19 protein-coding genes are annotated in these 25,020 nt (G+C 62.7%); 5 read left to right on the forward strand and 14 right to left on the reverse strand.

The genetic code is table 11. The features are described 5' to 3' along the window. The first annotated feature begins 240 nt into the window (after window positions 1–240). Complete coding sequence (locus F561_RS0104260; protein WP_019008707.1) at window positions 241–1,506, forward strand: HD-GYP domain-containing protein; 1,266 nt, start codon at window positions 241–243, stop codon at window positions 1,504–1,506. A gap of 6 nt (window positions 1,507–1,512) precedes the next feature. Here the strand turns inward: F561_RS0104260 and F561_RS0104265 are convergent, their stop codons facing one another. Beyond that, window positions 1,513–2,412 (reverse strand): carbohydrate kinase family protein, encoded by a 900-nt coding sequence (locus tag F561_RS0104265; protein WP_019008708.1) that lies wholly within the window; start codon window positions 2,410–2,412, stop codon window positions 1,513–1,515. 173 nt (window positions 2,413–2,585) lie between these two features. On the opposite strand from F561_RS0104265, the gene F561_RS0104270 reads away from it, so the two are divergent. Then, on the forward strand, window positions 2,586–3,371 hold the full coding sequence (locus F561_RS0104270; RefSeq protein WP_019008709.1) for an SDR family NAD(P)-dependent oxidoreductase: 786 nt from the start codon (window positions 2,586–2,588) through the stop codon (window positions 3,369–3,371). A gap of 158 nt (window positions 3,372–3,529) precedes the next feature. Here F561_RS0104270 and F561_RS0104275 read toward each other — a convergent pair whose 3' ends face one another. The 11 genes from F561_RS0104275 to F561_RS0104325 form a co-directional block, all read right to left on the reverse strand. Further along, a complete protein-coding gene (locus F561_RS0104275) occupies window positions 3,530–3,967 on the reverse strand; it encodes a disulfide bond formation protein B (RefSeq protein WP_019008710.1) in 438 nt (145 codons plus the stop codon). Window positions 3,968–3,976: 9 nt separating this feature from the next. Continuing rightward, window positions 3,977–4,663: a DsbA family protein gene (locus F561_RS0104280; RefSeq protein WP_019008711.1), complete on the reverse strand. Its 687-nt coding sequence runs from the start codon at window positions 4,661–4,663 to the stop codon at window positions 3,977–3,979. A gap of 116 nt (window positions 4,664–4,779) precedes the next feature. Further along, window positions 4,780–5,457: a hypothetical protein gene (locus F561_RS29625; RefSeq protein WP_019008712.1), complete on the reverse strand. Its 678-nt coding sequence runs from the start codon at window positions 5,455–5,457 to the stop codon at window positions 4,780–4,782. 46 nt (window positions 5,458–5,503) lie between these two features. Beyond that, the gene (gene uvrA / locus F561_RS0104290) at window positions 5,504–8,611 is read right to left on the reverse strand and encodes an excinuclease ABC subunit UvrA (protein WP_040379835.1); all 3,108 of its coding nucleotides are present in this window, start codon (window positions 8,609–8,611) and stop codon (window positions 5,504–5,506) included. Between the two features lie 233 nt (window positions 8,612–8,844). Beyond that, on the reverse strand, window positions 8,845–10,968 hold the full coding sequence (locus F561_RS0104295) for a TRAP transporter permease (protein ID WP_026298594.1): 2,124 nt from the start codon (window positions 10,966–10,968) through the stop codon (window positions 8,845–8,847). Window positions 10,969–11,066: 98 nt separating this feature from the next. After that, on the reverse strand, window positions 11,067–12,023 hold the full coding sequence (locus F561_RS0104300; RefSeq protein ID WP_019008715.1) for a TAXI family TRAP transporter solute-binding subunit: 957 nt from the start codon (window positions 12,021–12,023) through the stop codon (window positions 11,067–11,069). Between the two features lie 302 nt (window positions 12,024–12,325). Continuing rightward, window positions 12,326–13,552 carry an MFS transporter gene (locus F561_RS0104305; protein WP_019008716.1) on the reverse strand — a complete coding sequence of 409 codons (1,227 nt, stop codon included), beginning with the start codon at window positions 13,550–13,552 and terminating at the stop codon, window positions 12,326–12,328. Between the two features lie 76 nt (window positions 13,553–13,628). Further along, window positions 13,629–15,314: a chloride channel protein gene (locus F561_RS0104310; RefSeq protein ID WP_026298595.1), complete on the reverse strand. Its 1,686-nt coding sequence runs from the start codon at window positions 15,312–15,314 to the stop codon at window positions 13,629–13,631. Between the two features lie 188 nt (window positions 15,315–15,502). Further along, a complete protein-coding gene (locus F561_RS0104315; RefSeq protein WP_019008718.1) occupies window positions 15,503–16,228 on the reverse strand; it encodes a DUF4388 domain-containing protein in 726 nt (241 codons plus the stop codon). Window positions 16,229–16,311: 83 nt separating this feature from the next. Continuing rightward, window positions 16,312–17,817, reverse strand: coding sequence for a bifunctional ADP-dependent NAD(P)H-hydrate dehydratase/NAD(P)H-hydrate epimerase (locus F561_RS0104320; protein ID WP_040379838.1), 1,506 nt, complete (start codon window positions 17,815–17,817; stop codon window positions 16,312–16,314). Between the two features lie 31 nt (window positions 17,818–17,848). Further along, window positions 17,849–18,805, reverse strand: coding sequence for a tetratricopeptide repeat protein (locus tag F561_RS0104325; protein WP_019008720.1), 957 nt, complete (start codon window positions 18,803–18,805; stop codon window positions 17,849–17,851). A gap of 242 nt (window positions 18,806–19,047) precedes the next feature. Here F561_RS0104325 and rsmA point away from each other — a divergent pair, with 242 nt between their 5' ends. From rsmA to F561_RS0104340, 3 genes are all read left to right on the forward strand, one after another. Then, window positions 19,048–19,911: a 16S rRNA (adenine(1518)-N(6)/adenine(1519)-N(6))-dimethyltransferase RsmA gene (gene rsmA / locus F561_RS0104330; RefSeq protein WP_019008721.1), complete on the forward strand. Its 864-nt coding sequence runs from the start codon at window positions 19,048–19,050 to the stop codon at window positions 19,909–19,911. 180 nt (window positions 19,912–20,091) lie between these two features. Continuing rightward, on the forward strand, window positions 20,092–21,027 hold the full coding sequence (locus tag F561_RS0104335) for a carbohydrate kinase family protein (protein WP_019008722.1): 936 nt from the start codon (window positions 20,092–20,094) through the stop codon (window positions 21,025–21,027). A gap of 428 nt (window positions 21,028–21,455) precedes the next feature. Next, window positions 21,456–22,556: an N-acetylmuramoyl-L-alanine amidase family protein gene (locus F561_RS0104340; RefSeq protein ID WP_019008723.1), complete on the forward strand. Its 1,101-nt coding sequence runs from the start codon at window positions 21,456–21,458 to the stop codon at window positions 22,554–22,556. A 137-nt stretch (window positions 22,557–22,693) separates the two neighbouring features. Here F561_RS0104340 and F561_RS0104345 read toward each other — a convergent pair whose 3' ends face one another. Both F561_RS0104345 and malQ read right to left on the reverse strand, forming a co-directional pair. Next, window positions 22,694–23,266, reverse strand: coding sequence for a cob(I)yrinic acid a,c-diamide adenosyltransferase (locus F561_RS0104345; RefSeq protein ID WP_019008724.1), 573 nt, complete (start codon window positions 23,264–23,266; stop codon window positions 22,694–22,696). A gap of 139 nt (window positions 23,267–23,405) precedes the next feature. Then, window positions 23,406–24,929 carry a 4-alpha-glucanotransferase gene (malQ, locus tag F561_RS0104350; RefSeq protein WP_281166574.1) on the reverse strand — a complete coding sequence of 508 codons (1,524 nt, stop codon included), beginning with the start codon at window positions 24,927–24,929 and terminating at the stop codon, window positions 23,406–23,408. Window positions 24,930–25,020: the final 91 nt, after the last annotated feature.

The following is a 25,020-nucleotide window of genomic DNA, read 5'->3' on the forward strand; positions in this document are numbered from 1 at the left end:
TGCTGTCTGACTGAGCCTTACTCTACAGATGGAATTCCGTTCATTCAGGCTTACCACTGGAAAGGATGGGGTCTGGGAGAGCGGGACACATGGAGCGCTCACGTGATTAATCGTTAAAGCTTTCCCCAAAGCTGGTGCTAGAATTATGGAGTGTCCCGTGTCGGCCCCCTGACTTATTTCGTATTGGCGTTGGCGCTTCTCGCGCTGGGATACGCTGCACTAACCGATCAACAGGGTCTCATGGCGGGCGCGGCCCTGCTGCTGGCCGTGGCTTCCTGGCCGATGGGCGGGGTCTGGCAATGGGCTGCCCTGGCTGCCTACTCGGTTGCTTTTCTGGCCTCGCTGGTGCTGCCGGGGTCGGCCCCGAATCTGTTCGAGCTGCTGGGAGCGCTTTGTGTCATCGGCGGCCTCGGCCTGATCACCCTGCGCGAACAGGCTTCTGTGCGGGAAGTGGCGTGGCAGCGCAATACCGTCGATGCTCTGCGGGTGGGCAGCGAGCGACTGGCCGACGCCCGTGACGCAGACGCGATTATCCGGGCTGGGGTGGGTATTCTGGACAAATTGCGGGTGGCCCCCACGCTGGCATTCGTGGCCTACCGCAAAGGCACGCCGCATATCCTGGCGGCCAAGGGCGCGTTCGAGGTCTTTCTGGAGCAGCCTATTCACCCCAGCGACACCGACAGCCGTAGCGTGCAGGCCGATCACTGGGTTGCTGAAGAGGCCCTGGCCCTGCTGCCCAAAGCCCAACGCCTGACCTATCACGTGGCTCCGGTGTACGGGCGGGCCACCAACCACCTCGGCGTGCTGATCCTGACCCGCGCCGAAGAACGGGAATTCGATGAAGACGAGAAGAGCGTCGTGGCCTCTTTTGCCCGGCTTCTGGGATCGCAGTTGGGGCAGTGGCAGGCCATCCGCGACCTCCGCGATGCCAACGACCTGACCCTGCGCTCGCTGGGAGCTGCGCTGGAGCGCCGTGACGACGACACTGGCGGCCACACCACCCGAGTCGTCAGCATGAGCGTGCGCCTTGCCCGCCGCCTCAGTTGGGATGAAGATCAGGTCAAAGCTCTGCGCTGGGGGGCGTACCTACACGACCTGGGCAAACTGGCGATTCCTGACCGCATCTTGCATAAGCAGGGACCACTGGACGCTGGAGAACGCCGCATCATCCAGACCCATACCACTGTGGGCTACGACATGCTGCAAGACCTTCACTTTCTGCCCGCAGAGACGCTGGATCTGGTGCGCTATCACCACGAACGTTGGGACGGCACTGGCTACCCTGCCGCCCTGCGCGGCCAGAACATCCCCGAAACAGCTCGGGTGTTCAGCATCGTTGATGTCTTCGATGCCCTCACCAATGCTCGGCCCTACAAACCTGCCTGGACACGCGAACGCGCCCTGAATGAAATTCGGATGCAGGCGGGCCGCCAGTTCGATCCGCAATACGTAGAAGCCTTCCTCCGCATGATGGCCGAACACGACGACGCCCGCTTGGTGTCCTGAATTGAATTACCCCAACGTTTCCAGATCTGCCCGAGTAGGCGCGTAGGCTCCGGCGCAGGCACAGGCGGCTGCGGCGGCCCGGAGACCGAGTTGAAGATGGTCGTTCCAGAGGGCGTCAGGATTCTCGGTGGCGCTGACCAACATTCCGGCGCATAGCGCGTCTCCTGCGCCCACGGTATCCACGACCTGTACAGGGGTGGTGGGCAGATCAAGGCGACCTGCTGACTGAAACAGGGTCGCGCCCGCCGCGCCGCGTGTGATTACGATAGGTGAGCGGGCGTTCATGCCGCGCAGCTCGCGCAGGGCGTCGTCTTCACTGCGTCCGGGGAAGAAGAAGTTCAGGTCTTCATCGCTGAGCTTGATCAGGTCGGCGCGGCGCATCACGGCTCCGAACACGGCGGGATAATCGGCATGGCGGTGAGAAATACGGGCGTTGGGATCGAAGCTGATCTTGACACCTGCGGCCCGCGCCGCTTCAATCAGGCCCAGCAGGGTATCGGCCAGCGGCCACCGCGCCAGGCTGATGCCGCCCACGTGCAGCCATTTCACTGCGCCCAGCCAACCATCGGGGAGGGCGGTGGGATCAAAATACAGGTCAGCGCTATTTTCACCCAGAAAGCGGTAGGCAGGCGGCGACTTGGAATACACGACTGCCATCAGTGTGGGCGCGGGCGCACGCTGCAAAAAGCGGGGATCGAGGCCCGCTTCCAGCGATTCGCGCAGAAGGTCGTCTCCAAAATTATCCTGCCCCACTGCACCTGCAAAGGCGCTTGGCACGCCGAGCCGCGCACAGGCCCGCGCCACATTCCAGCCTGCCCCTCCCGGATGCGCGTTCCAGACGTTTCCGCCGCCAGTTACTAGGTCGGTCAGTGCTTCACCAGCACTCACAATCAAGGGCAATGTCATACACGCCCACTTTAGAGCATCGGCCTAATTTGGGCGGCTGCGTTGCCTAATCGCCCAGGAGAAGGCTGGCTCAGACCAATCTGTACCCCCGACAGCATCCACTCCTGCTTAAGCTATTCTTCATTTTGTCTGACCCTCCACTCATTCACTGCACAGCCGAGTCACACTAGGGAATGGCTGCCTCTGCGCTTTCGGTCACCTCACCTGCCGCGTCTGCTTCTCTGCCCGGCGTGGTCGTTACCGGTGCAGCACGTGGAATCGGACGGGCCATCACGGAACTGTATGTAGAACGGGGACATCCGGTGTTGGGCGTAGATCTGAATTTGCCACCGCTGACAAAGGGCGGTCTGCGCCTGCGGGCCGATGTCGCCAGCGCTGCGGGGCGCAACCGGATCGTCCGGGCTGCCCGTGAACTGGGCGGTGTAGGCGTGTTGGTCAACAACGCCGCCTATCAGGGCGCACACGGGGGCGTACTGGACGTGAGCGCACGCGGCTGGGCACGGACTCTGAACGTGAATCTGAGCGCTCCTCTGCTGCTGACCCGTGACCTGATCGACCTGATGCCGAGGGGCAGCGCCATCGTGAATGTGGCGAGCGTGCAGGGGCTGTTCGCTGAGCAGGGTAACGTCGCCTATAACGCCAGTAAAGGCGGTCTGGTGAACCTGACCCGTGCGATGGCCCTCGACCTCGCGCCGCGTGGGGTACGCGTCAATGCTGTGGCTCCCGGCGCGATCAGTACCGAATCGGTGTTGCAGGCCATCGCCGTCAGTGCCGACCCCGACCAGACACGCCGGGACTACGAAGACCTGCACGCCCTGCGCCGCCTCGGAGAGCCGCGTGAAGTCGCGCAGGTCGTCTATTTTCTGGGAAGCAGCGAGGCCAGTTTTCTGACTGGCGTGATTTTGCCTGTAGACGGCGGCATGACGGCCAGTTTTATGATGGCGGGCAGACCTGTCTGAAAAGCAGTTCGGCCTTCATCCGGGGCTGGTTCTTTTCTGTTCATAACAGCGAAGGACACGTCCGTCTCTGGATGTGCCCTTCAAGTCTGTTTTGTACCCGGAGGGCTTGGCAAGCCGGATGGAACACCGCACTGCACAGTGTTCCGTCGGAATCCGTATTACATCCGCCGCCTGCCCCAGCTCAGCAGTCCGATGATCAATGTAAAAGCGGTCAGTGCCAGCACCGGAATGGTGATGATGGAATTCAGGCCCGCCAGTACGCCGCTGCCCCAGATCGGCCACTGCACGTCGCATCCGGCGGTGGTCTGACCTACGCCGCAGATTTTGAGGGTCTGAATGATGCCCCAGTCTTCCAGATTGTGGATTAGGGCCACCACCCAGCCCACGGCGGCCAGTGGCAGAGCGTAGGTACGAATATTCAGGTCACCCCGGAGTGCGGCGATGCCCAGCAGCAGGGCCAGCGGATACATGGCAATGCGCTGAAACCAGCACAGCACACAGGGAATGAAGCCCCGAGATTCGCTGAACCACAGGCTACCGATGGTGGCGATCAGGGCCACCACCCACGCCAGATAGAGGCGGTTGTCGCGTGTCATCCCCGCGCCTCAGTTCTTCAGGGCAGCGTCTATAGCGGCACTGACCGAGTCGGTGGCGTAGCTGTCGACCAGCTTGCCGTTGATGTAGATGGCGGGCGTTCCGGCGACTTTGGCATCGGTCGCCTGCTTCTCGTCGGCGTCTACAGCGGCAGCAGTCTGATCGCTATCCAGGCAGGTAGCAAATTTGGCCGTATCGAGGCCCTCCACATTGGCGGCCAGCTCTTTCAGGCGGCTTTTGGTGGCCCACACGGTAGATTCGCTGCCCTGCCCACGAAACAAAACGGTTTTAAAGCTGTTGTGCAGGTCATTGCTTTGCAGGAAGGCACACTCCACGGCCTGCGCGGCCAACTTGCTGTCGTCGGTGGGCAGGCGGGCATTCTGGGCCAGGAAGGGAAAGTTCATGGAGACCATCTTGACTTTGCCGGTGTCGATGTATTTGCTCTTCAGCTCGGGCAGGAATTCGTCTTCAAACCGTTTGCAGTTGGGACATTTGAAGTCCTCGAAGACGACCATCGTAACGGGCGCGTCTGCTTGCCCCATCACAGGCTGCCCTGAAGTGTTGAAACTGACGGCTTGAGCGGAGCCGCTGGGTTTGCCGCGAACTGCGAACAGCGCGATGGCAATCAGGGCGGCGGCCAGCAGCGTTCCGATCACCAGAATGGTACGGTTTGGGTTGGTTCCTTGAAGACGGGTCATATGGGGTCAGTCTACCAATCGGGCGGATGAACTGGGCAGAGGGTAGGTTGAATCATGGGGCCAGAGAATTGCCCCTCCGGGCGGACCAGAAGGGGCAACTGAGGTGGAGTGGGGATTCAGGTGGTGAGTTCGGGTACGCCTGATAATCTGGCCGCCCGACGCCGTGCCCGCCGTTTCAGCAGAATGTTGATGACCTGCCGCACAAAGCTGAAGCCCAGGCCCACCAGCAGGGCCAGGATTGCCGTGCGCTGAAATTCGGGATTGGCGGGCAGGGTCAGCGTGGGGTCTATTTTGGGGCCAAAGCGCCCGACCCCCAGCAGCGTGCCTGCAAATAATAGCCCCGCAAATGGCAGCACCAGTGGCCCGCCTGAATGCTTCACCAACAGCAGTGCCATCAGCGCACCGCCCACCAGCGGCACGATGATGCTCCACTGGGCAGGCGGCGCGTTGGGACTCAGGAAGGCCAGCCCCCCCAAGACCACGCCGAGATAACCGAACCAGCCACCGAATTCATCGGCCAGAATAACGAGCAGCACCCAGGCCAGCAGGCGCACGGGCCAGTCGCCGGGTGTCCACATGAAGTAGGCCAGCAGCGCCAGTAGCGCCCAGCCGCCCACCAGACGGGCCAGATCCAGCCATCCAGCGCGGCGACGGGCAGCCCGCAACCGCGCGGCACGGGAAGGCCGCGCCGGGCCGGGCAGGTCTGGAGACAGGTCTGCTCTCGCCGTATCTACCCTGGTCGGGTCTGTTCTGGCGGCATCTGTCTTGGAAAGGTTTGGGGGAGGCGTGGTCATACGTTACCTGTGATCATAAAGCCCACAGACCATAAAGCACCCTGAATCATTGATCACTTTTCTTGGGGCGTCCCTTGCGGGCAGGTGCGGCAGCCACCAATTCGCGTTCCGGGTCTTCGGCAGTTGCCACCGCTTTGGCTTTGGCCGAGGCTTTTTTGGCTGGGGCTTTGGCTTCGGGCTTGGTCGGTGCAGCGGGTTCCGGCTCTCCGGCAGGCTTGATCCCCGGTACGCGCCGCAGGTACGTACCTGTATGCGATGTGGCGTGGGCGGCCAACTGCTCCGGCGTTCCGGTGGCGACCACCAATCCGCCGCGCACGCCGCCTTCTGGCCCCAGATCGATGATGTGGTCGGCGCACTTCATCACGTCCAGATTGTGTTCGATGATGAGCAGGGTATTGCCGCCCTCCACGAGGCGTTGCAGCACTTCCATCAGCTTCCGCACATCTTCAAAGTGCAGGCCGGTGGTGGGTTCGTCCAGAATGTAGATGGTTTTGCCGGTGGCCCGCTTGCTCAGCTCGGACGCCAGCTTGATGCGCTGCGCCTCGCCGCCCGACAGCGTGGTGCTGGGCTGCCCGATCCGCATATAGCCGAGGCCCACGTCACACAGCAGTTGCATCTTGCGCTCGATGGCGGGAATGGCCTCGAAAAACTCGCGGGCATCCTCGACGGTCAGGTTCAGCACATCGCTGATGGTCTTGCCGTTGTACTTCACTTCCAGCGTTTCGCGGTTGTAGCGTGCGCCTTTGCAGACCTCACAGGGCACGTAGATGTCGGGCAGGAAGTTCATCTCGATCTTCATCACGCCGTCGCCCTTGCAGTGTTCGCAGCGCCCGCCCTTCACGTTGAAGGAAAAGCGCCCCGCCTGATAACCCCGCCGACGTGATTCGGGGGTGCGGGTAAACAGGTCTCGCACCTCGGTAAAGACGCCCGTGTAGGTGGCCGGGTTGCTGCGCGGCGTGCGCCCAATCGGAGACTGGTCGATCTCGATGACCTTATCGAGATGCTCCATGCCCTCGATGCGGTCATAGCGGCCCGGACTGGTCTTCGCGCCGTTCAGTTCGCGGGCCAAGGTCGCGTGCAGAATGTCGTGAATCAGGGTGCTTTTGCCGCTGCCGCTGGGGCCGGTCATCACGGTCATGGTGCCCAGCGGAATGTCGATGCTGACGTTTTGCAGGTTGTGTTCCCGCGCCCCGATGACTTTCAGGCGCTTGCCGTTGCCGCGCCGCCGCTCTGCCGGAATCTCAATTTTCAGTTCGCCGCGCAGGTATTTTCCGGTCAGGCTGTCGGGGTTGTCTCTCACCTCGGCGGGCGTGCCCACCGCCACGATCTCGCCGCCGTGGACGCCTGCACCCGGTCCCATATCGACCAGATAATCGGCTTCCATCATCGTATCTTCGTCGTGTTCCACCACCAACAGCGTGTTGCCCAGATCCCGCAGGTGCTTCAGTGTTCCGATCAATCGGTGGTTGTCCTTGGGATGCAGGCCGATGCTGGGTTCGTCCAGCACGTACAGCACCCCGGTCAGGCCCGATCCCACCTGCGTTGCCAGCCGGATGCGCTGGGCCTCGCCGCCGCTGAGGGTGTTGGCGGTGCGGTCAAGGCTCAGGTAATCCAGACCCACATCCACCAGAAACTTCAGGCGGGTGCGAATGGCCTTCAGAATCGGGGCGGCCACCGCCTCGCCAAACACGTTCAGGGTGTAGTCGTAGCGGGCCGGGGCGTGCGCTTTGGCCGTGCCGCCGAGGTGTCCGGCCAGATGCGGCGCGACCGCGTCATGATCCAGCGTGCCTTCCTGCAATCCGGCAAAAAAGGCGTCGGCGTCCAGCACGCTCATGCCGCTGGCCTGCGAGATGTTGAGGCTGCCCACCCGCACCGCCAGAATTTCGGGTTTGTAGCGCGTGCCTGCACAGGTCGGGCAGGGCCGCAGCTCCATCATTTCTTCCAGCTTCTCGCGCATGAATTCCGATTCGGTATCGGCAAAGCGGCGCTCCAGGTTGGGCAGCACGCCTTCAAATTCAGTCATAAAGCGCATGGTTTCTTTGCCTGCGCGGCGGTAGATCACTTCAAACGGTTCGCCGGGGCCGTTCAGGATGGCAGTTTTGGCCTTCTCCGGCAGGTCGCGCCACGGCGCTTTCAGGTCAAATTCCAGATGTTCTGACAGCGCCTTAAGCTTGTCCCAGTAGTACACGCCGCCGCCCGTGCCTTTCTTCGACCAGGGCAGAATTGCGCCTTCTGCGATGCTCAGTTTCTCGTCTACGACCAGTTCGGGTGAAAATTCGTTTTTGTGCCCCAGCCCCGCGCAGTCTCCGCAGGCCCCGTAAGGCGAGTTAAAGCTGAAAGAACGGGGTTCGAGTTCTTCCAGAACGCTGCCGTGTTCCGGGCAGGCGAACTTTTCGGAATACAGCTCTTCGGCACTTTCACCGTCTGGGCCGCCTTCGGGCATCAGCACGCGCAGCAGGCCCTCGCCCCGGCGCAGGCCGAGTTCCACGCTTTCGGCAATGCGGGTGCGGTCACTGCCGCGTAGCGTCACGCGGTCAATCACCACGTCCACATCATGCTTTTCAAACTTTTCCAGCTTCAGCTTTTCGGCCTCGTCCAGTTCGTACAGCGTGCCGTCCACGCGCACCCGCGCAAACCCCTCGCGCCGCAGATCGCCAAACAGCTTGCGGTATTCGCCCTTGCGCCCACGCACCACTGGGGCCAGCAAAATAGCGCGGGCGTCTTCGTAGCCGCTCAGGAGGCGGTCTGTGATCTCGCTGGGACTCTGTTTTTCAATTTTGCGCCCACACACCGGGCAATACGGCGTGCCCACGCGGGCGTACAGCAGGCGCAGATAGTCGTGAATCTCGGTAACGGTGCCGACCGTACTGCGGGGGTTGTGGCTGGTGGTCTTCTGGTCGATAGAAATAGCCGGAGACAGACCCTCGATGCCGTCTACATCCGGCTTTTCCATCAGCCCCAGAAACTGGCGGGCATAGGCGCTCAGCGATTCCACATAGCGGCGCTGGCCCTCGGCATAAATCGTGTCGAAGGCCAGCGTGCTTTTGCCGCTGCCCGACACGCCCGTAATGACGATGAATTGGTCACGGGGAAGCTCGACCGTCACATTTTTGAGGTTGTGTTCCCGCGCACCACGAACAATCAGGTTTTGCAAGTCGGAAGCTCCTTTGAATTGATCTTTGAGGGCGGCCAGCACACGTTTTACGGCGACTGGCGGGTTATGTCGGATGCATAAGGGAGCTTGCCCCCTTCGCTCTAAAACGGGCCATTCTAGCACTTCAAGGCAGGTTGGGGAAATGCCCGTTTTCTGGGTTGGGGTCAGTTCAAGACCTCATCAAAGAAAAGCGCCCCCACCCGAACAGGGCAGAGGCGCACGGTTGAACAGGTTTAAGCAGCGGCGGGCAGGGGACTGCTGGGTTCGTTGCGGCTGCCTGCTTTTTGCCAGAAGTACACGAGGGCAATCAGTCCAAGGGCGGCAATGTTCCAGACGATACTGGTGGGAATGATCAGAATAAAGGCTGCGGCCAACAGCATGATCATCTGAATGGGGTTGGTCTTGCGGTGCAGGAAGCGCAGGGTGGCGGCGCTGAAGGCGACCAGACCGATGAAGGCGAACAGGATCATCGGCACGGCTTCGCCCAGTGGAACACCGCCCAGCTTGCCGTCTTTGATCAGCAGCAGTACAGGATTAAAGAACATCATGTAGGCCAGGAGTGCTGTGCGGAGTTCGTACTGAAAAGCCTGCACGCCTGTTTTGATGGGGTCACCACCCGAGATGGCCGCCGCCGCGAACGCCGCCAACGCTACTGGCGGCGTACTGTCGGCCATGATGCCGAAGTAGAAGACGAACATGTGGACGGGCAGCATCTCGGCGGGATTGCCTGTATCGAGGCCCGCGATCTTGGCGATAATCGGCACGATCAGGGCGCTCATGAGGATGTAGTTGGCGGTGGTGGGCAGGCCCATGCCCAGAATCAGGGCAATAAGCTGGCCCATGAACAGCACGACCAGAATCCGCAGGAACTCGTTGCTGAACAGGTTGGCGACGCTCTGCACCAGATCGGCCAGCCCGAAACCCAGGCCCGTAATGGTCACGATGCCCACGATGATTCCGGCGGCTGCAGTGGCGATGGCGATCCCGATCATGGAGCGTGCGCCGCCCTCGAAGGCCTCGATGATTTTCTTGCCGCCGTCCAGCAGGCTGCGGGCGGGGCTGCGTCCGTCACGGCTACCCCAGAAGACTTCCTGTGCGAACATCATGACCAGCATGATCATGATAGTGGTCAGGGCCACGCGTTCGGGATTGGCTTCCGGGTTCACGGTCAGTACACCGATCAGGTAGCCCAGTGGAATCATGTAATACCAGCCTTCCAACAGGGTTTTGCGAACTCGGGGCAGTTCATTTCTGGGCAGACCTTTAAGGTTCAGTTTCAGTGCCTCGATATGAGACACCACCAGTAGCGCCGCATAGCACAAGAAGGCCGGAATAGCGGCTGCCAAGATCAGCGAACGGTACTCGATGTTCAGGTTCTGGGCCATGATAAAGGCCGCCGCACCCATGACAGGGGGCATCAATTGGCCGTTGGAACTGCTGGCGACCTCGATGGCTCCGGCTTTTTCGCGGCTATATCCGGTGCGGATCATGGTGCCGATGGTGATGTTGCCGCCCGTGACCACGTTGGAGACGGCGCTGCCCGAAATAATGCCGTTCAGGGCGCTGCTGAGGATGCTGGCTTTGGCCGCGCCGCCCCGGAAGCCGCCCAGGAGGCTTTGAGCGACCCGCATGAACCAGTCGCCTGCACCCAACTTGTCGAACACTGCGCCGAACAGCACGAACAGGAACACGATCTGAGCGCTGACGCCGATGGCCGTTCCGAAGATCCCCTCAGTGTTGGTCGCCAGTTGGCCCATCAATTGCGGCCAGGTGTAACCGTTGTGGAAAGGCGTCTGAATAAACGAAATCAGGCCGCGTGATCCCATAAAGGCGAACAGGATGAAGGCCAGCGAGATGATCGGCATGGCAATACCCAGGGTGCGCCAGGCCGTCAGCAGCAGCATGATGACGAGGGCGCTGCTGGCGATCAGATCCAACGGTGCGTCTGAGCGCAGGCCGCCGTTGTTGGCAATGTTGGAGTACTCTACAAAGAAATACAGCGCCGAGGCAGTGGCGAGGCCACCCAAAATCCAGTCTCCCCAGGGCACCTTGGTCTGAGGATTGCCGGGTGTCTTTTTGAATGGGAAGACCAGGAAGGCCAGGGCAAAGGCGAAACCCAGGTGAATGGAGCGCAGGGTAGTCGGCACGATGGTGCCTTGATAAGCCGCGTACATCTGGAACAGGCACCAGCCCACCGCCACGATGGTGACCAGCATGGCCTGCCAGCCGAACAGCTTGCGTCCGCCCGTTTCGGCAGCTTCCACCATTTCTATGGCGCGGCGTTCGCCCTCGCTCATCTCCTGTCCGGGTGGAGTGAGGCTCGGGTTACTGCTGATCGGTCTTGTGGGTTCACTCATATCTTCCTCATCCTCCTTGAAAGAAGAGGGGCCAGTCGCAGGTGGGATCGCGACTGGCCCCAATCATCAGGCCAGTACTCAGGCCACGACACAGCGCCTTATTTGACGTTCAGGCCTTTTTCTTTGAAGAACTTGACTGCGCCGGGGTGCAGAGGTGCAGGCAAGCCCTTAACGGCTTTTTCAAGCGAGTAGTTCAGGCCAAGGCTGGGGTGGATCGCCTTCAGGTCGGCTTCGCTGCCAAAGGTGGCTTTCATGGCCTTGTACACGGCATCATCACTGGTGGCACTGGTGGTCAACATGACCGCCTGCACCGCCACGCTGGGCACCGTTGCACCCACACCCTTATAAGACTTGGCGGGGATATTGAAGCGCACGTAGAAGGGGTACTTCTTGAGCAGGTTGGCAGCCTGGTTACCGCTGACAGGCACCACATTCACGTCTACGGTCTGGGCAATCTGGCTGATGGCGCTTGCGCCCACGCCCACGGTGTAGAACAGGGCGTCGGCCCGCTTGTCCTGCATCAGGCTGATGCCCTGTGCAGGAGAAACGCGCAGGGTCTGACCCAGATCATCGAGCTTCAGGCCGTAGGCTTCCATCACCTGACGGGCGGTCTGCTCGGTGCCCGAACCCAGGTCTCCGATGACGACGCGCTTGCCCTTTAGATCAGCAATCGAGTTGATCTTGGAGTCTTTGCGCGCGATGACGTGCAGAACCTCGGGGTACAGCACGGCCATGCTGCGGATCTTGTTGTTGGCCTTGCCCTCAAAGGCGCTGATGCCCGTGCCTTTGTAGGCGTAGTAGGCGATGTCGTTTTGGGCGATGGCGATGTCGAGTTCGCCCGTGCCGAGTGCGTTCATGTTAAAGACGCTGCCGCCCGTGCTGCGGGCATTGGCACGGACGCCGCTGCCTGAATCGTTGATCATTTTTGCCATGCCGGTGGCGACGGGAAAGTACACGCCCGTGGTGCTGCCCGAGCCGATGGTCAGGATGGTGTTGCCCTGCGCGAAGGCGACGGCAGCGGTTCCGAGAAGCAGCAAAGTAGACACGGTTTTCATAGACTTTTTCATTTGGATTCCTTCCGGTGGCCGACTGAAGGGTCGCCACGCGAGCGTGTTGAGAGTGGCGGAATGTTAGCACATTCTAAAAATTTGCCCTGATCCGTCATCATAATTGACGAGTCGGCTCAGAACGGTCATGCTCCGCCATCGGCTGTTTCCAGCTCTGGAGGCTATTCGTTGCTCTGAACTTGGCTCGCAGCAAACCTTAGCGCACTTTTTGCAGAATGTTAAGATATTCCTAGACAAACTGCAGTTTGAATGTCATAGGAGATGCTACGGGCAACAAATTACTGCAGAGATCAGGCATCGCGGCGTAACTTGCCGCAGCCCCACCAGGCCGCCGCGCACAGGGTAGCACTCAGGCCAAACACGGGGGCATATCCAGCGACATCGGCCAGGAACCCCCCCAGGACGGGGGCAAACAGGGCTGCGCCTACCAGAGTGTTGAGGGTGCCGATATACCGGCTGCGGGCATTGGCCGGGGCAATATTGAGCAAGTGGTTGGTATGTCCAAGGTTGAAGCCCTGAGCGGCCACACTCGACAGCACAAATACCCCCAGGTAGGCCCAGGAAGTCCACCCCAAGGCTCCCACCAACAGCGCATACAGCGGCGCAAGACCAGCAAAAACACTGGCATAACGGATAATGCGGCGTGAGCCTTTGCGCTCGGCCACCCTCTGCCACACCACATTCGACAGAGGCGCAGCTCCGGTAAGGGTCATCACGAAAATGCCCAGTGTGGCTGCTGGAAAATGCAATTCGCGTAGGGCGTACACGGCATAAAACGGCTCGGCCATGCTTGCACCTGCCAGCAGCAGACGCACCCTCAGAAAGGCCCGAAAATGCGGGTCACGTAGCGTTTCGGGAATGGCCCGTACTTCAGCCCGTACACCCTCTGCTGGAAGTGGTGGGTCAGGCGGCTCCGACAGGCGGCCAAAGAGCCAGTAGCCCACGCTGTAGGCCAGGGTTCCCAGCGTAAAAATCAGCGCGTAATTATAGGGAAAGGCCAGCCCAGAGCCGAGAATCCAGCGTACCAACAACCCCGCGCCAAAGGCCAGCAGGCCGCCGTAGAGGTTGCGGGTGCCAAAAAACCGTGACCGCTGTTCGGAAGGAACTGTTTTGCTGATGACCTCCAGAAAAGGCAGGCCCGATACGCCCGAGGCCAGAGCATTTGCCAGCATCGCCAACACGAAGAGCGTGAGGCACAGGGCGGGCATCTGCCACAGCAGAGCCGCCACCAGAATCATGGACACGTAGCTGAGCGTGCGGATCAGGGCCGCCGAACGGTACACGGGCAACTTGAAAGGCAGGCTGCGAACCCGTGCGGCCACCAGCAGTTGCGGCAGCATCCATCCGCCCCCGGCTATGGCGGGCAGCAGGCCGATCACGGCGTTAGGTGCACCCAGCCGCGCCGCGAAACCAGCGACCACCACAGTCACATTGAAAAACCCGTCGCCTGTAAAAACAAACCAGCCGTTCAGGATGCCCAGCCGTCCATTGCGGTCCCAGCCCCGCAACAGAGGCATGCCCCGACCTGCACCCTTCTGATCCGATTGTTCGTCTAGAGGTTCATCTGATCGGTCGTCTCCCCGGCTCATTCCTCTAGGCTCCTGGCAGTCTCAGCACGCCTTCCAACGCGGCGTAGGCATCGGGGCGGGCCAGAAAGACCAGTTCATCGTCGGTGGTCAGCAGCAGTTCGGGACGGGGCAGGCGTACGGTGCCGTCACGCACGATGCCCACCACCTCTACTCCCGGCGGCAACGACAGCACACTCAGCCTTGCGCCGCGCCAGCTCGGGGGCACACCCCGGCGGTACAGTTCGCGCTCAGCAGGAGTCAGCGAGGAGGTCGTTTCGGTGTCCAGCGCGTCGTCGGGCCTGGGCGCATCAAAGGGGGTTGCGGGAGCATTGGCTGTACGGCGCGGAATAAAGCGCACGCCTTCTGGCAGGAGGGGCGCGGTGGCTCCGGCATGAACCGCACTCGCTGCACGCGACCTCGCCTGACCGGGCACCAACCCCGATTCGCCGCTGAGAACGTGGGCGACTCCTGCGGTCAGCAGCGCCACCGGAAGCAGCGCGTCGCCGCCCCACGCCACCGCCAGCAGCGCGGCAGCTACCGGCACATTCAGCGTCACCGTGACGTAGGCGACCACCCCCACCAATGCCGCCACAGCCGGATCTACGCCCAACAAGCTGCCCAGCCCCACGCCCAGCACGCCGCCCACCCCCACCGAGGGCAGAACGCCACCGCCGAAGGCGAGCCGCGCCCCTAACGCCAGCAGCAGCCAGCGCCACAGCCCGCCGCCCAGCGCCTCTGACCCCAGGAACCCGGACGCGCCGAGCTGCACCCAGCCGGTGCCGTCACCCAGAATGGCGGGCGTGCCGACGATGCCCAGGGTTCCCAGTTCCGCCGTACCTGCCCAGGCCACCAACGCCGTCAGCAGGCCGAAGGCAGCGCCCAGTACGGGCCGCAGCCGTCCATCCGACCACTGCTCGGGAATGGCCCGGAAGGCGAACAGCGACAACCACCCCAGCAGGGTGACGGCCAGAATGATGGCGGCGACCTCCGGCAACTGTGCCGCCGCTGGAGCCTGCACATCGGCAATGCTGAACAGGGGCTGAAACCCGAACGCCAACCCGTACACCGCGTAGGCCGCCACCGAGGCCAACACGCAGGGCATCAAGACCTCGAACTCGAACTCGAACCGGCGGTACAGCACCTCGGCGATCAGCACGGCGGCGGCCAGGGGCGCGTGTAGAACTGCGCCCAGCGCCGCTGCCGCGCCCGCCAGCGTGAGGGTGCGGGCCTCTACCGAATCCAGCCGCGTAACCCGGCCCAGCAGCCGCGTGCCCAGTTGCCCCACCATCGTGAAGGCCGAGTCGCGCCCCACCAGCAGCCCTGCGCCGTACCCCAGCAGCGTTCCGGCCAGCGTGCGGAGTTGGATGATCAGCCCCGGCCACTGCCCCCGTGCATGGTAGCCGCGCACCAGTTGGGTCAGGGGATCGCCGGATCTGGCAGGAAGCAACCACGCATAGGCCGCGCCGACCAGTGGCAAGGCCAGCAGGCCCCAGGGCAGGGCCGTTCCGAACGCCATCAGCAGTCCGCCCTCGCCGGGAGTGCCGGGGGGCGAGTATCCGGTCAGCTGTGCGCCCAGCTGCAATAGATTGTCCAGCACCAGCCGCAGCAAGATGCACAGCCCGCCCACCAGTCCGCCCAGCAGCGCACTCAGCACCACCACGCGGCCCGTTTCCAGGCGGGTCAGAACAGCACGGGGCAGAGGAGAACGCATCGGCAGCATGCTAACCCAAGTCATGTGCTGGGGGGCCAATAACCAAGGCTCCTGCGTAGAGTCCCACCTGAAGTCCCTCAGAAATCAGGGGAGAGTTGTCTTCCGGCACCGTAAACGAACACAGGGCAGAGGGCCAGCAACAGACGTCTTTGCTGGCCCTCTTTACTTTTTTGCCGCTTTTTGGTTGCCTACGCTGAACTTCCGCCCTGAATACGCCGCTGATTCTGTTCCCAGATCAGGTCGCGCATGACCCAGCCGCTGCCGGGAAACCGCAGGCCCAGCCGCAATTCTCCCAGCAGATACTCGCGCACGTCGTTCAGAGCAAACCCCTGTTCGATCAGTTGGCCCAGATTCACCTCGCCGTCCAGGGCACGTGCAATCGGATGGATGGCCGCCCGTTTTCCGCCGGGGCGCAGGCGCAGGCCGAACCAGGCGTAACGTTCGGTGGGGTCTACCTTGCCGTCCTTGACCGCCTCGGCCACCAGTTGCGCCACCTGAAACAGTGGCATGTCGGCCTGCCTCGCGGCGGCCCGGACACTGCGGCCCTGCATATCGTTGAACAGCGAGATGTCGCCCTGAAACACCCGGCTGGGGCTGCCGATGACGGCGCAGATCTGCGTCCATTCATCGCTGGCCCGCGCCCAGTCGGTCATGAAGTGATCGTATGGCCCCAATGCCGCGCCGGTCACGGGCTTGAGTTCAAAGGCGAAGGTGCCGCTGTCGGGCAGCATCGGACTGGCATGAATGGCGTCCACGCCCATCCAGTCCAGAATGCCGCCTGCCACGACTTCGCCCTTGACATACGCGACGGTGTAAGGCACTTCGGACTGCACCTCCAGGACGCCCGTTTGCCGGGTGCCGTTGATGAGTTCCATCACGCCGATAAGTGGAAGGTCTGAGAGGAGGCCCTGCATGAATATGCTCAGTGTAGCGGCTGACACAGGGCATGGGTGAGGCGTGCTTACAGATCACTCTATTTAGGCAGTGGGGGGGTGGGCTATGAACTGTGAGCAAGTTGCTGTGCCGCCACATCCAACCAGGCCGCGCCCAGTTCTGCGCTGACATCGCTGGCGCTGAGGCCGTAGCCGTGCCGCGCTCCCGCCCGCTCACCCGCCCTGGCGTGCAGCGTCACGCCACACAGCGCGGCGTCGGGCGCAGCGAGGCCCTGCCCCAGGAGCGCCGCCACGATGCCCGCCAACGTATCGCCCATGCCCGCGCTGCCCATGCCGGGATGCCCGCCCCGGCTGACCCACAGGCCGCCCGGATGGGCCACGATACTGGGGCCGCCTTTCAGGATCACAGAGCCGCCGTAACGGGTCTGGAGGGCGCGGGCCGCTTCCAACGGATCACGCGTGATCTCGGCCACCGAACATTCCAGCATTCTGGCCGCCTCGCCGGGATGGGGGGTCCAGACGCAGCCGTCATGTCCCAGTCCAGTCAACTCGGGCTGCAGGGCGTCGGCGTCCAGAACGCAGGGCACGCCCCGTCCTGGCCTGCTGCTCTCCATTCCCTTCCAAGCCAGCACCATGCGGGCCAGGGCAGGTGCGTCCGGCCCCAGGCCCATACCAATGCACACGGCGTCCGGGCGGCTGTGGGATGCAGCCTCGGCCAGAGCTGCGGCCAGATCCTCGTGCCGCCGGATCATCAGTTCGGGCATCACCAGCGGCACCTCTGCCGCCGAATACACCGTGACCAGTCCTGACCCGGCCCGCAGCGCCCCCACACCTGCCAGGGCTGCCGCCCCCGCCGTGCCCGGATGGCCGCCCACCACCCACACCCGCCCCGCCGTGCCCTTGTGGGCGTCGGCAGATCGCACGGGCAGGAGGCGGGCCACGTCTGCCCGCGTGGGCCGGGTGGCAAAGGCCTGTGCCTGTGCCCAGCCGGGGGGCAGGCGCAGATCGGCCAGCCTGACCTCTCCGGCCCGGTGTGCGGCGGGGCCAAACAGGAGCGCCGTCTTGAGGCCCGACAGTGTCACAGTCAGCGCGGCCTGTACAGTTTCGCCCGGTAGATCGGCGCGGGTGGCGTCCAATCCGCTCGGCAAATCTATCGCCACCACCGGAAGGCCGGAAGCGTTTACTGCCGCCACAATCTCGCTCAGTGCGGGCCGCAGCGGAGGCGTAAAGCCGGTGCCCAGCAGGCCGTCTACCATTACCGCTGCTGCCCGAGATTCTCGTGCCACTGCCGCCGCATTCAGCGCCGCTATCCGCACGCCCACCGCGCCCAGCCGTTTCCGGTTGGCCCGCGTCAGGGGATGGCGTACCGGGGCGGCCAGCACCCGCACGTCTTTTCCCAGTGCTGCCAGATGTCGTGCGGCCACCAGCGCGTCTCCGCCGTTGGCCCCGCCACCTGCCAGCAGCAACACCCGCCCCGCCGGAAAAGCGTCATGCACGGCGTCGGCCACAGCTCGCCCGGCTTCTTCCATCGCCAGCTCCAGCAGGCCCGCCCCCAGCAGCCGCGCGTCCAGCGCCCGCACGCCAGCGGGGGAGAGAACGGGGTCGGCCATCAGCGCAGTTGCATTGTGCTGCACGGTTCGCTCAGCCCCCGGCACTGCGGAAGATCAGGACCACGATCAGTACCGCTGCCGCCACCATGACCCAGCGAATGGCCCGCAATTTCGGATTGGCCTTGAACTGTTCGCGCATGTCCTCCCGCGTTTCCTGCTGAGAACGGCGCACGCCGAGGCGCTGAGCACGCCGAATAGCCCCCACCGATTCATAGACCTTGCCCTGCCGCCGGAGAGCCACGCCCAGGTTATGGTGTGCGCCCTCGTAGTCGGGGGCCAATTTCAGCACCTCGCGGTAGCAGTTCTCGGCCTCGGCAGGGCGGCCTGCTTCCAGATCGAGGTTGCCCAGATTCATCAGTGCCCGGTAGTGGCCCGGATCGAGGCGGCGGGCGTCCTCGAAGGCGGCGCGGGCGGGGCCGGGTTCGTCGCGCAGGGCATGCAGCACTCCCAGGGCGTTGTGTGCCTCGGCCTGCATCAGTGGGTGCGCGTGCGCGGGCCGCAGCACCTCGCTGAGTTCGCCGGGGTCGGCCACGCCGCTGCCCGCTTCCAGTGCGGCCAGAGCATGATCGAGCACTTCAGGAGCCGCCAGCGACCTCAGCAGCGCCATTTCTCCCACTAATCCCCCCGTCTCGCCCCCTTTCAGGGCTTCCACGTAACCCCCCAAAGCCCGCCTCGCCGCCGGGTATTTGCGGGCGCGAACATCTTCCTGTACAGCCACCAGCGTCACAAGTGCGGCAAATACATCAGGCGGAGAAGGCAGCAGGTGCGCCGCCGCCTGTGCCCTGCGCCACTCGCCGTTGCGGGCAAAAGGCTTCCAGTCCAGAGCAGGCTCGGAGGGGCCGGGAACGGTTTCAGGCGGTGAGAGTTCAGGTGCCAAGAGTTCAGGTGGCGACCCCGGCAACACCGGGGCGTCGGTGGGTGGCCCCTCGTCCGGCACAGCTTGGTCGGACACGGCAGAAAGAACGCCCTTGCGGGCAGGATCGGTCATGTGGGCAGTATACTGACGCCGCCCAGCAGACTTTGAGGGTTTCAGGGGCGGTCTTTTCAGGCTGCCCGGTTCCGAGGCGCTGACTCCTGCCGCGCGGCCCCTGGGCGACTGCTCGCCAGTGTGCCCGCCCGCCGATCTCTGCTCTGAGTTTCCTGCCCACACGTATTTCCTGTCCACCACACTTCCTGTTCACCACACTTCCTGCTCACCCAATCTGCGCCCCCCGATGGAGACGTTTCCCCTTGAACACTGACGTGAATGCCGACCTTCCCGACCCCAGCACCGCGCCCCTGTATTCCCCTGCTCGCGTGCGCGAACTGCTGACCCTGCACGGCCTGCGCCCCACCAAAAGCCTGGGTCAGAATTTTCTGATCGACGGCAATATCCTGCGGGCCATCGCCGAAGCAGGCGGAGCCGCGCCCGGCGTGCCGGTGCTGGAGATCGGTCCCGGTCTGGGCGTGTTGACCCGCGAGGTGGCCTCACGGGGGGCAGTGGTGACGGCCCTCGAAAAAGACGAGCGGCTCCGGCCCGTGCTGGCCGAGACACTGGCAGGCACCGGAGTCCATGTGATCTGGGGAGACGCCCTCGATTTCGATTATGCGGGGCTGCCTGCGGGGACCCGCGTCATCGCCAATCTGCCCTACTACATCACGGGGGTGCTGCTGTCACGGTTTATGCAGGCTCCCAATATCCTGTCGGCCACCGTACTGGTGCAAAAAGAGGTGGCGCAGCGTCTTGCGGCCAAACCGGGTCAGGATGCCTACGGGTTTCTGAGTGCGCTGGCGGCCCTCTACGGCAGTGTCAAACATGTGCGCGACGTGCCCAAAGGTGCGTTCCTACCCGCGCCCGATGTGACGAGCAGCGTGGTGCGGCTCGATTTTGACCGCGCCCGTCCTCTGCCCGACCCCGCACTGGTGAGCTTTATAGACGCGGCCCTGCACCACCGCCGCAAGACTCTGCGGAACAATCTGCGCCTGATCGGGCATGAGGGTGCACCTGTGGACGCCGCCATCGCCGGAGCGGGCCTGCGGGCCGACGTGCGGGCCGAAGACGTGGCGCTGGACGACTTGCAGGCCGTTGCGAGGAGCCTGGGCGTGGTACGGTAAAGGCCGTATTACACGCAGGTGTGACCGGGCGGGGTCTGTCTTTGCCGCGCCGTTTTCCGGTTGGTGTCTCCTGTACACTTTGGTACACTGCTCGGTCACTCTGCGGGTGTTCCCGCACTCTCCTTTCATCTTGTCTCACTCGATAGGGCCACGTCCCATCCCGGCCCGGAGGTTCTAACCGTGAAGTTCTACGTCATTGGCGACGTTACCGTTGACCATCTGTATCATCTGAATCAGTTGCCCACGCCCGGCAGCGAGATCGCCCCCAGCCGTTCCACGATGGAACCCGGCGGCGCGGGCGGCACCATCAGCGTTACGCTGGCCCGCCTCGGCCACAGCGTGATTCTGGCGGCCCGTGTCGGAGACGACCCCTTTGCCGAATACGCCCTGGGCCGGGTGCGCGACAGTGGAGTCAGCGTGGCGGCCATTCAGCGCGACCCCGATCACCTTACCAGCACCATCACGGTGATGCAGACCCCCGACGGCCTGCGGGCCATGATCAGCGACGGGGCCGCCAACCGTCAACTCGACCCGGCCAAGCTGAAAAAGAAAGACGTGGAAACCAGCGATGCCCTGATCATTTCCGCCTATTCCCTGACGGAAGGCCCGCAGCGCGAGTATTCGCTGAAGGCCATCGAGGCGGCCAAGAACGCCAAAAAACCAGTGCCCGTCTTTATCGATCTGGGCACCGGGGCTGTCAACAAGGCCGGAACCAAACTGGAGCAGGACGTGATCGGCGCAGATTACCTGATGCTCAATCAGCACGAACTGCTGGCCCTCACGGGCACGGGCAGCATCAGCACGGCACTTGCCCAGCTCGGTGCAGGTGGGGCGCGGCGCGTCATCGTCAAGGTCGGCAAAATGGGCAGCATCGTCTGGACACCCGATGAAACTGAACTCGTGGACGCTGTGCCGCCTGAGGGGAGTGTCGTAGACAGCACCGGTGCGGGCGATACCTTCACGGCTGCCTTTGCCCACGCGGTTCTCTCCGGCCTGCCTCTGGCCCGTGCCGCCCGCGCTGCCAACGCCGCCGGTGCTCTGGCGGCCACCCGTTTCGGTGCCCAGAGCCGGGAAATCACGCCGGGCGACCTGGAAACGGTCATGACCAAAAAGTAGGTTGTGGGCAGCAGAATCAGAAATCAGCTTCCGTGAATCAGCACAGGTAGATCAGAGATCATTACAGGCCGGACAAGCAATCACTGCTTTTCCGGCTTTCTTTGTTCCGATTCCCAGATCACTTGTCAAGAATGTCATTTATTTTTGACCGAATCCTATGAGTCAATGTTGGGCAGCAGTTGGGAGAACGGAAGCGGCAGAAGGAAGACGGACGGTAGTTTCCTTCGGAAAAATGCCCTGAGTTCCGTACCGAATCACGCTGGAGAGGTTAAAGTTCCTCCACGTCTCACATGAGGGCCGTTATTCTCATGGTCTTCCAGTGTTTTGTGACAACAAGCCCGCTAAACTCCATCCCAGTGAAGCTCATTCCAATTAGTCACGTTCTCGTCTCTTTCTCCCGGCGTCTGTTGTTCCCGCTGGCCCTCTCTGTGCTTGCGCCTCTGGCTCTGGCTGTGCCCCGTGTGGGAAGCCACGACGGATATACGCGTCTGGTCTTCAATCTTCCGAAGGCGGCGACCAGTACGGTCAAAGTCAGCGGACAGAGCGTCACGGTGCGCCTGAATGTCAAATTGCCTGCCGAACAGGGGGCGCTCAATGCCCCCGGTGTCACGGCCTACGCGGTGGCAGGCGGTACGGTCACGGTCACGCTGGCTAAAGGTCATGCCAGCGCCAAAGCCAGCGTGTTGCCCGCCGCCTCCGGTCAGCCTGCTCGCCTAGTGATAGATGTGCCCACCAGCGTCGCCGCCTCACGCATTCCCTCCACGCCGCAGGCCCGCAGCACACCTGCGCCCGCCCGGACTCCTACCCCCGCTGCCGTCACCCGCCCTGCTGGTTCGGGCACCACCTTTCGCCCGCGTGTGGTCCTGGATGCCGGACACGGCGGCATAGACCCCGGCATGGTCAGCCGCTGGGTCACCGAGAAGGAACTGACCCTGGCAATTGCCATGCGTGTCCGTGCCGAACTGGTCAAGCACGGCATAGATGTGGTCATGGTGCGCGAAACAGACCGCCACCTCAGCAAAGACAAACGCACCGATCTCGATATGCGTTCCCGATTGGCAACTACCGGGACGGTCAGCGCCTTTGTCAGTATTCATGTCAATGCTGCTGGGGCCAGCGCACAGGGCATCGAAACCTACTACTTCGGGCAACCGCTGGCCGGAGGTGACCGCAGTCAGGCCGTGCGCGAAAACGGGGGCGGCAGCGTGGGGCAGGAGTTGACCCGGCAGGCCGCCAACAGTGCCCAGAACCTGCTGGGCGACATTCTGGCTCAGGCCAAGGTCGCCTTCAGCCGCCAGTTGGCCCAGAAGGTGCAGGCCAACCTGATCTCTGCCACAGGTGCCGTGAACCGGGGCGTCCATACCGACACCTTCTACGTGATCCGTAACCCCACCACTGCCGCCATTCTCACCGAAATCGGCTTCGGCACCAGCCCCAGCGAGGGACCCCGCCTCGCCAACGATGCCTACCGTGACCGGATCGCACAGGCGATTGCGCGGGCCATTCTGGATTTTCTGAATACCAAGTAGCTGGAAGTGGAGAGTGAGACAGGAGAAGGGCTTCAGCGGCGGTCATGGCTGAAGCCCTTCTCCTGTCTGTTTTCAGGGCAGCGTTTCTCCAGCGGGTTGTTCTCCCCACACCTCTAACCCATCCCCCATAACCTTCCTCAGCGGCGTTTTTTCACGTTCCAGGCCTCTTCGCTCAGTCCACTGCGCTGATTCACGGCGCGGGCCATGATGAACAGCAGATCGGATACGCGGTTCAGGTAGACCTGTGTATAGAGATTGGTGTCTTCCTCGTGCATCAGGTGAATCACGTCCCGTTCGGCGCGGCGGGCCACAGCGCGGGCCACTTGCAGGGTCGCGGCAGCAGGAGTTCCGCCCGGATGCACGAAGCCCGTAAAGGGCGGCGCGTCGGCCTGATAGCGGTCGATCATGGCCTCCACAAAGGCCACGTCTTCGGCGTCGATCCGGCTCAGATTTTTTTCGTAGATGCCGCCCGCACGGGTCGCCAGATCTGCGCCCAGATCGAACAGGGCGTTTTGCAGATATTCCAGATCGGTGTCCAGCGAGGGATCAGGCTTGTGGCTGCGGGTATTGTGCGCCCGCGCCAGTCCCAGCACGCTGTTCAGTTCGTCTACCGTGCCGTAGGCTTCCACGCGCACATGCGCTTTGCTGACGCGGTCGGCCCCGTATAGCCCGGTGGTGCCGCCGTCTCCTGTCTTGGTGTAGAGCTTCATGGGGTACAGGGTAGTGGGTTGTGGGCTGCTGCGTGTGGGAAGAGGCAATATTGGGGTTGTCCCTTCTGGATCAACTCAAAAAAGCAGGCCGCAGGCACGGGTCTCCCCATAGCCTGCAGCCCACATCCACACCCTTCCCTCAGGCCAGACGGCCCGTTTCTTCCGTCAGCGCCCGCAACTGTGTCGCCGTATGGGGCAGCAGGTCGCCCCCCTGGTAGCGCCAGGTCCAGTTGTGGTCGCCCGTGGTGCCCGGCAGATTCATACGGGCTTCCGTGCCCAGATTCAGTACATCCTGAAGCGGCACGATGGCGAGGTTGGCACGGCTCTCGAAGGCCATCCGCGTCAGTTGAGGCGCGAAAGTTTCCTCGCTCGGATCGCTGCTGGTGTAGGTGCGGAAGTTGTGTTTCTCCTGCTCCTCGGCGTGCTGCCACCAGCCGCGTGTGGTGTCGTTGTCGTGTGTGCCCGTGTACACCACCTGATTTTCCCGCAGGTTCTCGGGCAGGAAATCGTTGACGCTGAAGTCTCCGCCGCCGAAGGCGAATTGCAGTACGGCCATACCGGGAAAACCGAAATCGTCGCGCAATTTTTCCACATCGGGGGTGATGACGCCCAGATCCTCGGCAATGATGGGCAGCACGCCCAGAGCTTCCCGCACGGCGGCAAACATCTCCTGTCCCATGGCCGGAACCCACTCGCCCTGAATGGCGGTTTCTGCGGGAAAAGGAATTTCCCAGCTGGCAGCAAAGCCCCGGAAGTGATCGATGCGGATCAGATCGAACAGTTTCAGGCTGCCTTCGAAACGCTCGATCCACCAGCGGAAGCCGTTCGCCTGCATGTTCTTCCAGTTGTACAGCGGGTTGCCCCACAACTGGCCTGTTGCACTGAAATAGTCGGGCGGTACGCCTGCCACCACCGTCGGCTGACCCTGATCGTCAAAATAGAACTGATCGCGGTTGGCCCAGGCGTCGCTGGAATCCATCGCCACAAAAATGGGGATGTCGCCCACGATCTGTACCTTGCGTTCTGCGGCGTAGGCGCGGATGGCCCGCCACTGCTGGAAGAACAGGAACTGAATAAACTTGACCCGCTCGATGGGGGAGGCGAGGGTCTCGCTGGCTCTGGCGAGCGCCTCAGCTTCACGGTCACGGGTGGCGGCCTCCCAGGCGTTCCACGGCAGGCCACCATGCGAATCCTTGAGCGCCATGAACAGCGCGTAATCGTCGAGCCAGGCCGCTTCTTCGGCCTTGAACGCCTCGAACTCCGGCTTGAGATTCTGGGAGCCGCCGTAGGCGTAGTGTGCGTAGGCGCGGTCGAGCATCTGGTTGCGCCACACGTACTCCAGCCCAAAATCCACCTTGTTGGGATCGAAGTCGGGCACGGCCATAAAGTCGCTGTCTTCCAGAAGGCCACCCTCTTGCAGGGTTTCCAGATCGATCAGATACGGATTGCCTGCGAACGCGCTGAACGCCTGATAAGGGCTGTCGCCGTAGCCCGTCGGCCCCAGCGGCATGACCTGCCAGTAGGCCTGCCCAGCTTCGGCCAGCCAGTCCACAAATTGACGTGCATGAGTTCCCAGAGCGCCGATTCCGTAGGGGCCGGGCAAACTGGTCGGATGAAGTAACACACCGCTTGAACGTTTGATTGTCATGACTCTCCTCTGCAATACCTTTGATGTGACAAAGCGCCTGACCTGACCAGGATGGAAGTGCTTCCATGTCGATCTAAATCTGCATCTCCTGCCCGAAGCCTGTCCA

Origin of the sequence: Deinococcus aquatilis DSM 23025, from assembly GCF_000378445.1 — a bacterium.
GTDB lineage: Bacteria > Deinococcota > Deinococci > Deinococcales > Deinococcaceae > Deinococcus > Deinococcus aquatilis.

Bases quoted from the DNA above. Each gene is read 5' to 3' on its own strand.
- F561_RS0104295 (WP_026298594.1), bottom strand. From the start codon at position 10,968: ATGAGTGAACCCACAAGACCGATCAGCAGTAACCCGAGCCTCACTCCA.
- F561_RS0104310 (WP_026298595.1), bottom strand. From the start codon at position 15,314: ATGCGTTCTCCTCTGCCCCGTGCTGTTCTGACCCGCCTGGAAACGGGC.
- F561_RS0104325 (WP_019008720.1), bottom strand. From the start codon at position 18,805: ATGACCGATCCTGCCCGCAAGGGCGTTCTTTCTGCCGTGTCCGACCAA.
- F561_RS0104320 (WP_040379838.1), bottom strand. From the start codon at position 17,817: ATGGCCGACCCCGTTCTCTCCCCCGCTGGCGTGCGGGCGCTGGACGCG.
- F561_RS0104270 (WP_019008709.1), top strand. From the start codon at position 2,586: ATGGCTGCCTCTGCGCTTTCGGTCACCTCACCTGCCGCGTCTGCTTCT.
- F561_RS0104305 (WP_019008716.1), bottom strand. From the start codon at position 13,552: ATGCCTCTGTTGCGGGGCTGGGACCGCAATGGACGGCTGGGCATCCTG.
- F561_RS0104345 (WP_019008724.1), bottom strand. From the start codon at position 23,266: ATGAAGCTCTACACCAAGACAGGAGACGGCGGCACCACCGGGCTATAC.
- F561_RS0104280 (WP_019008711.1), bottom strand. From the start codon at position 4,663: ATGACCCGTCTTCAAGGAACCAACCCAAACCGTACCATTCTGGTGATC.
- F561_RS0104315 (WP_019008718.1), bottom strand. From the start codon at position 16,228: ATGCAGGGCCTCCTCTCAGACCTTCCACTTATCGGCGTGATGGAACTC.
- F561_RS0104265 (WP_019008708.1), bottom strand. From the start codon at position 2,412: ATGACATTGCCCTTGATTGTGAGTGCTGGTGAAGCACTGACCGACCTA.
- F561_RS0104275 (WP_019008710.1), bottom strand. From the start codon at position 3,967: ATGACACGCGACAACCGCCTCTATCTGGCGTGGGTGGTGGCCCTGATC.
- F561_RS0104300 (WP_019008715.1), bottom strand. From the start codon at position 12,023: ATGAAAACCGTGTCTACTTTGCTGCTTCTCGGAACCGCTGCCGTCGCC.
- F561_RS29625 (WP_019008712.1), bottom strand. From the start codon at position 5,457: ATGACCACGCCTCCCCCAAACCTTTCCAAGACAGATGCCGCCAGAACA.
- F561_RS0104260 (WP_019008707.1), top strand. From the start codon at position 241: ATGGCGGGCGCGGCCCTGCTGCTGGCCGTGGCTTCCTGGCCGATGGGC.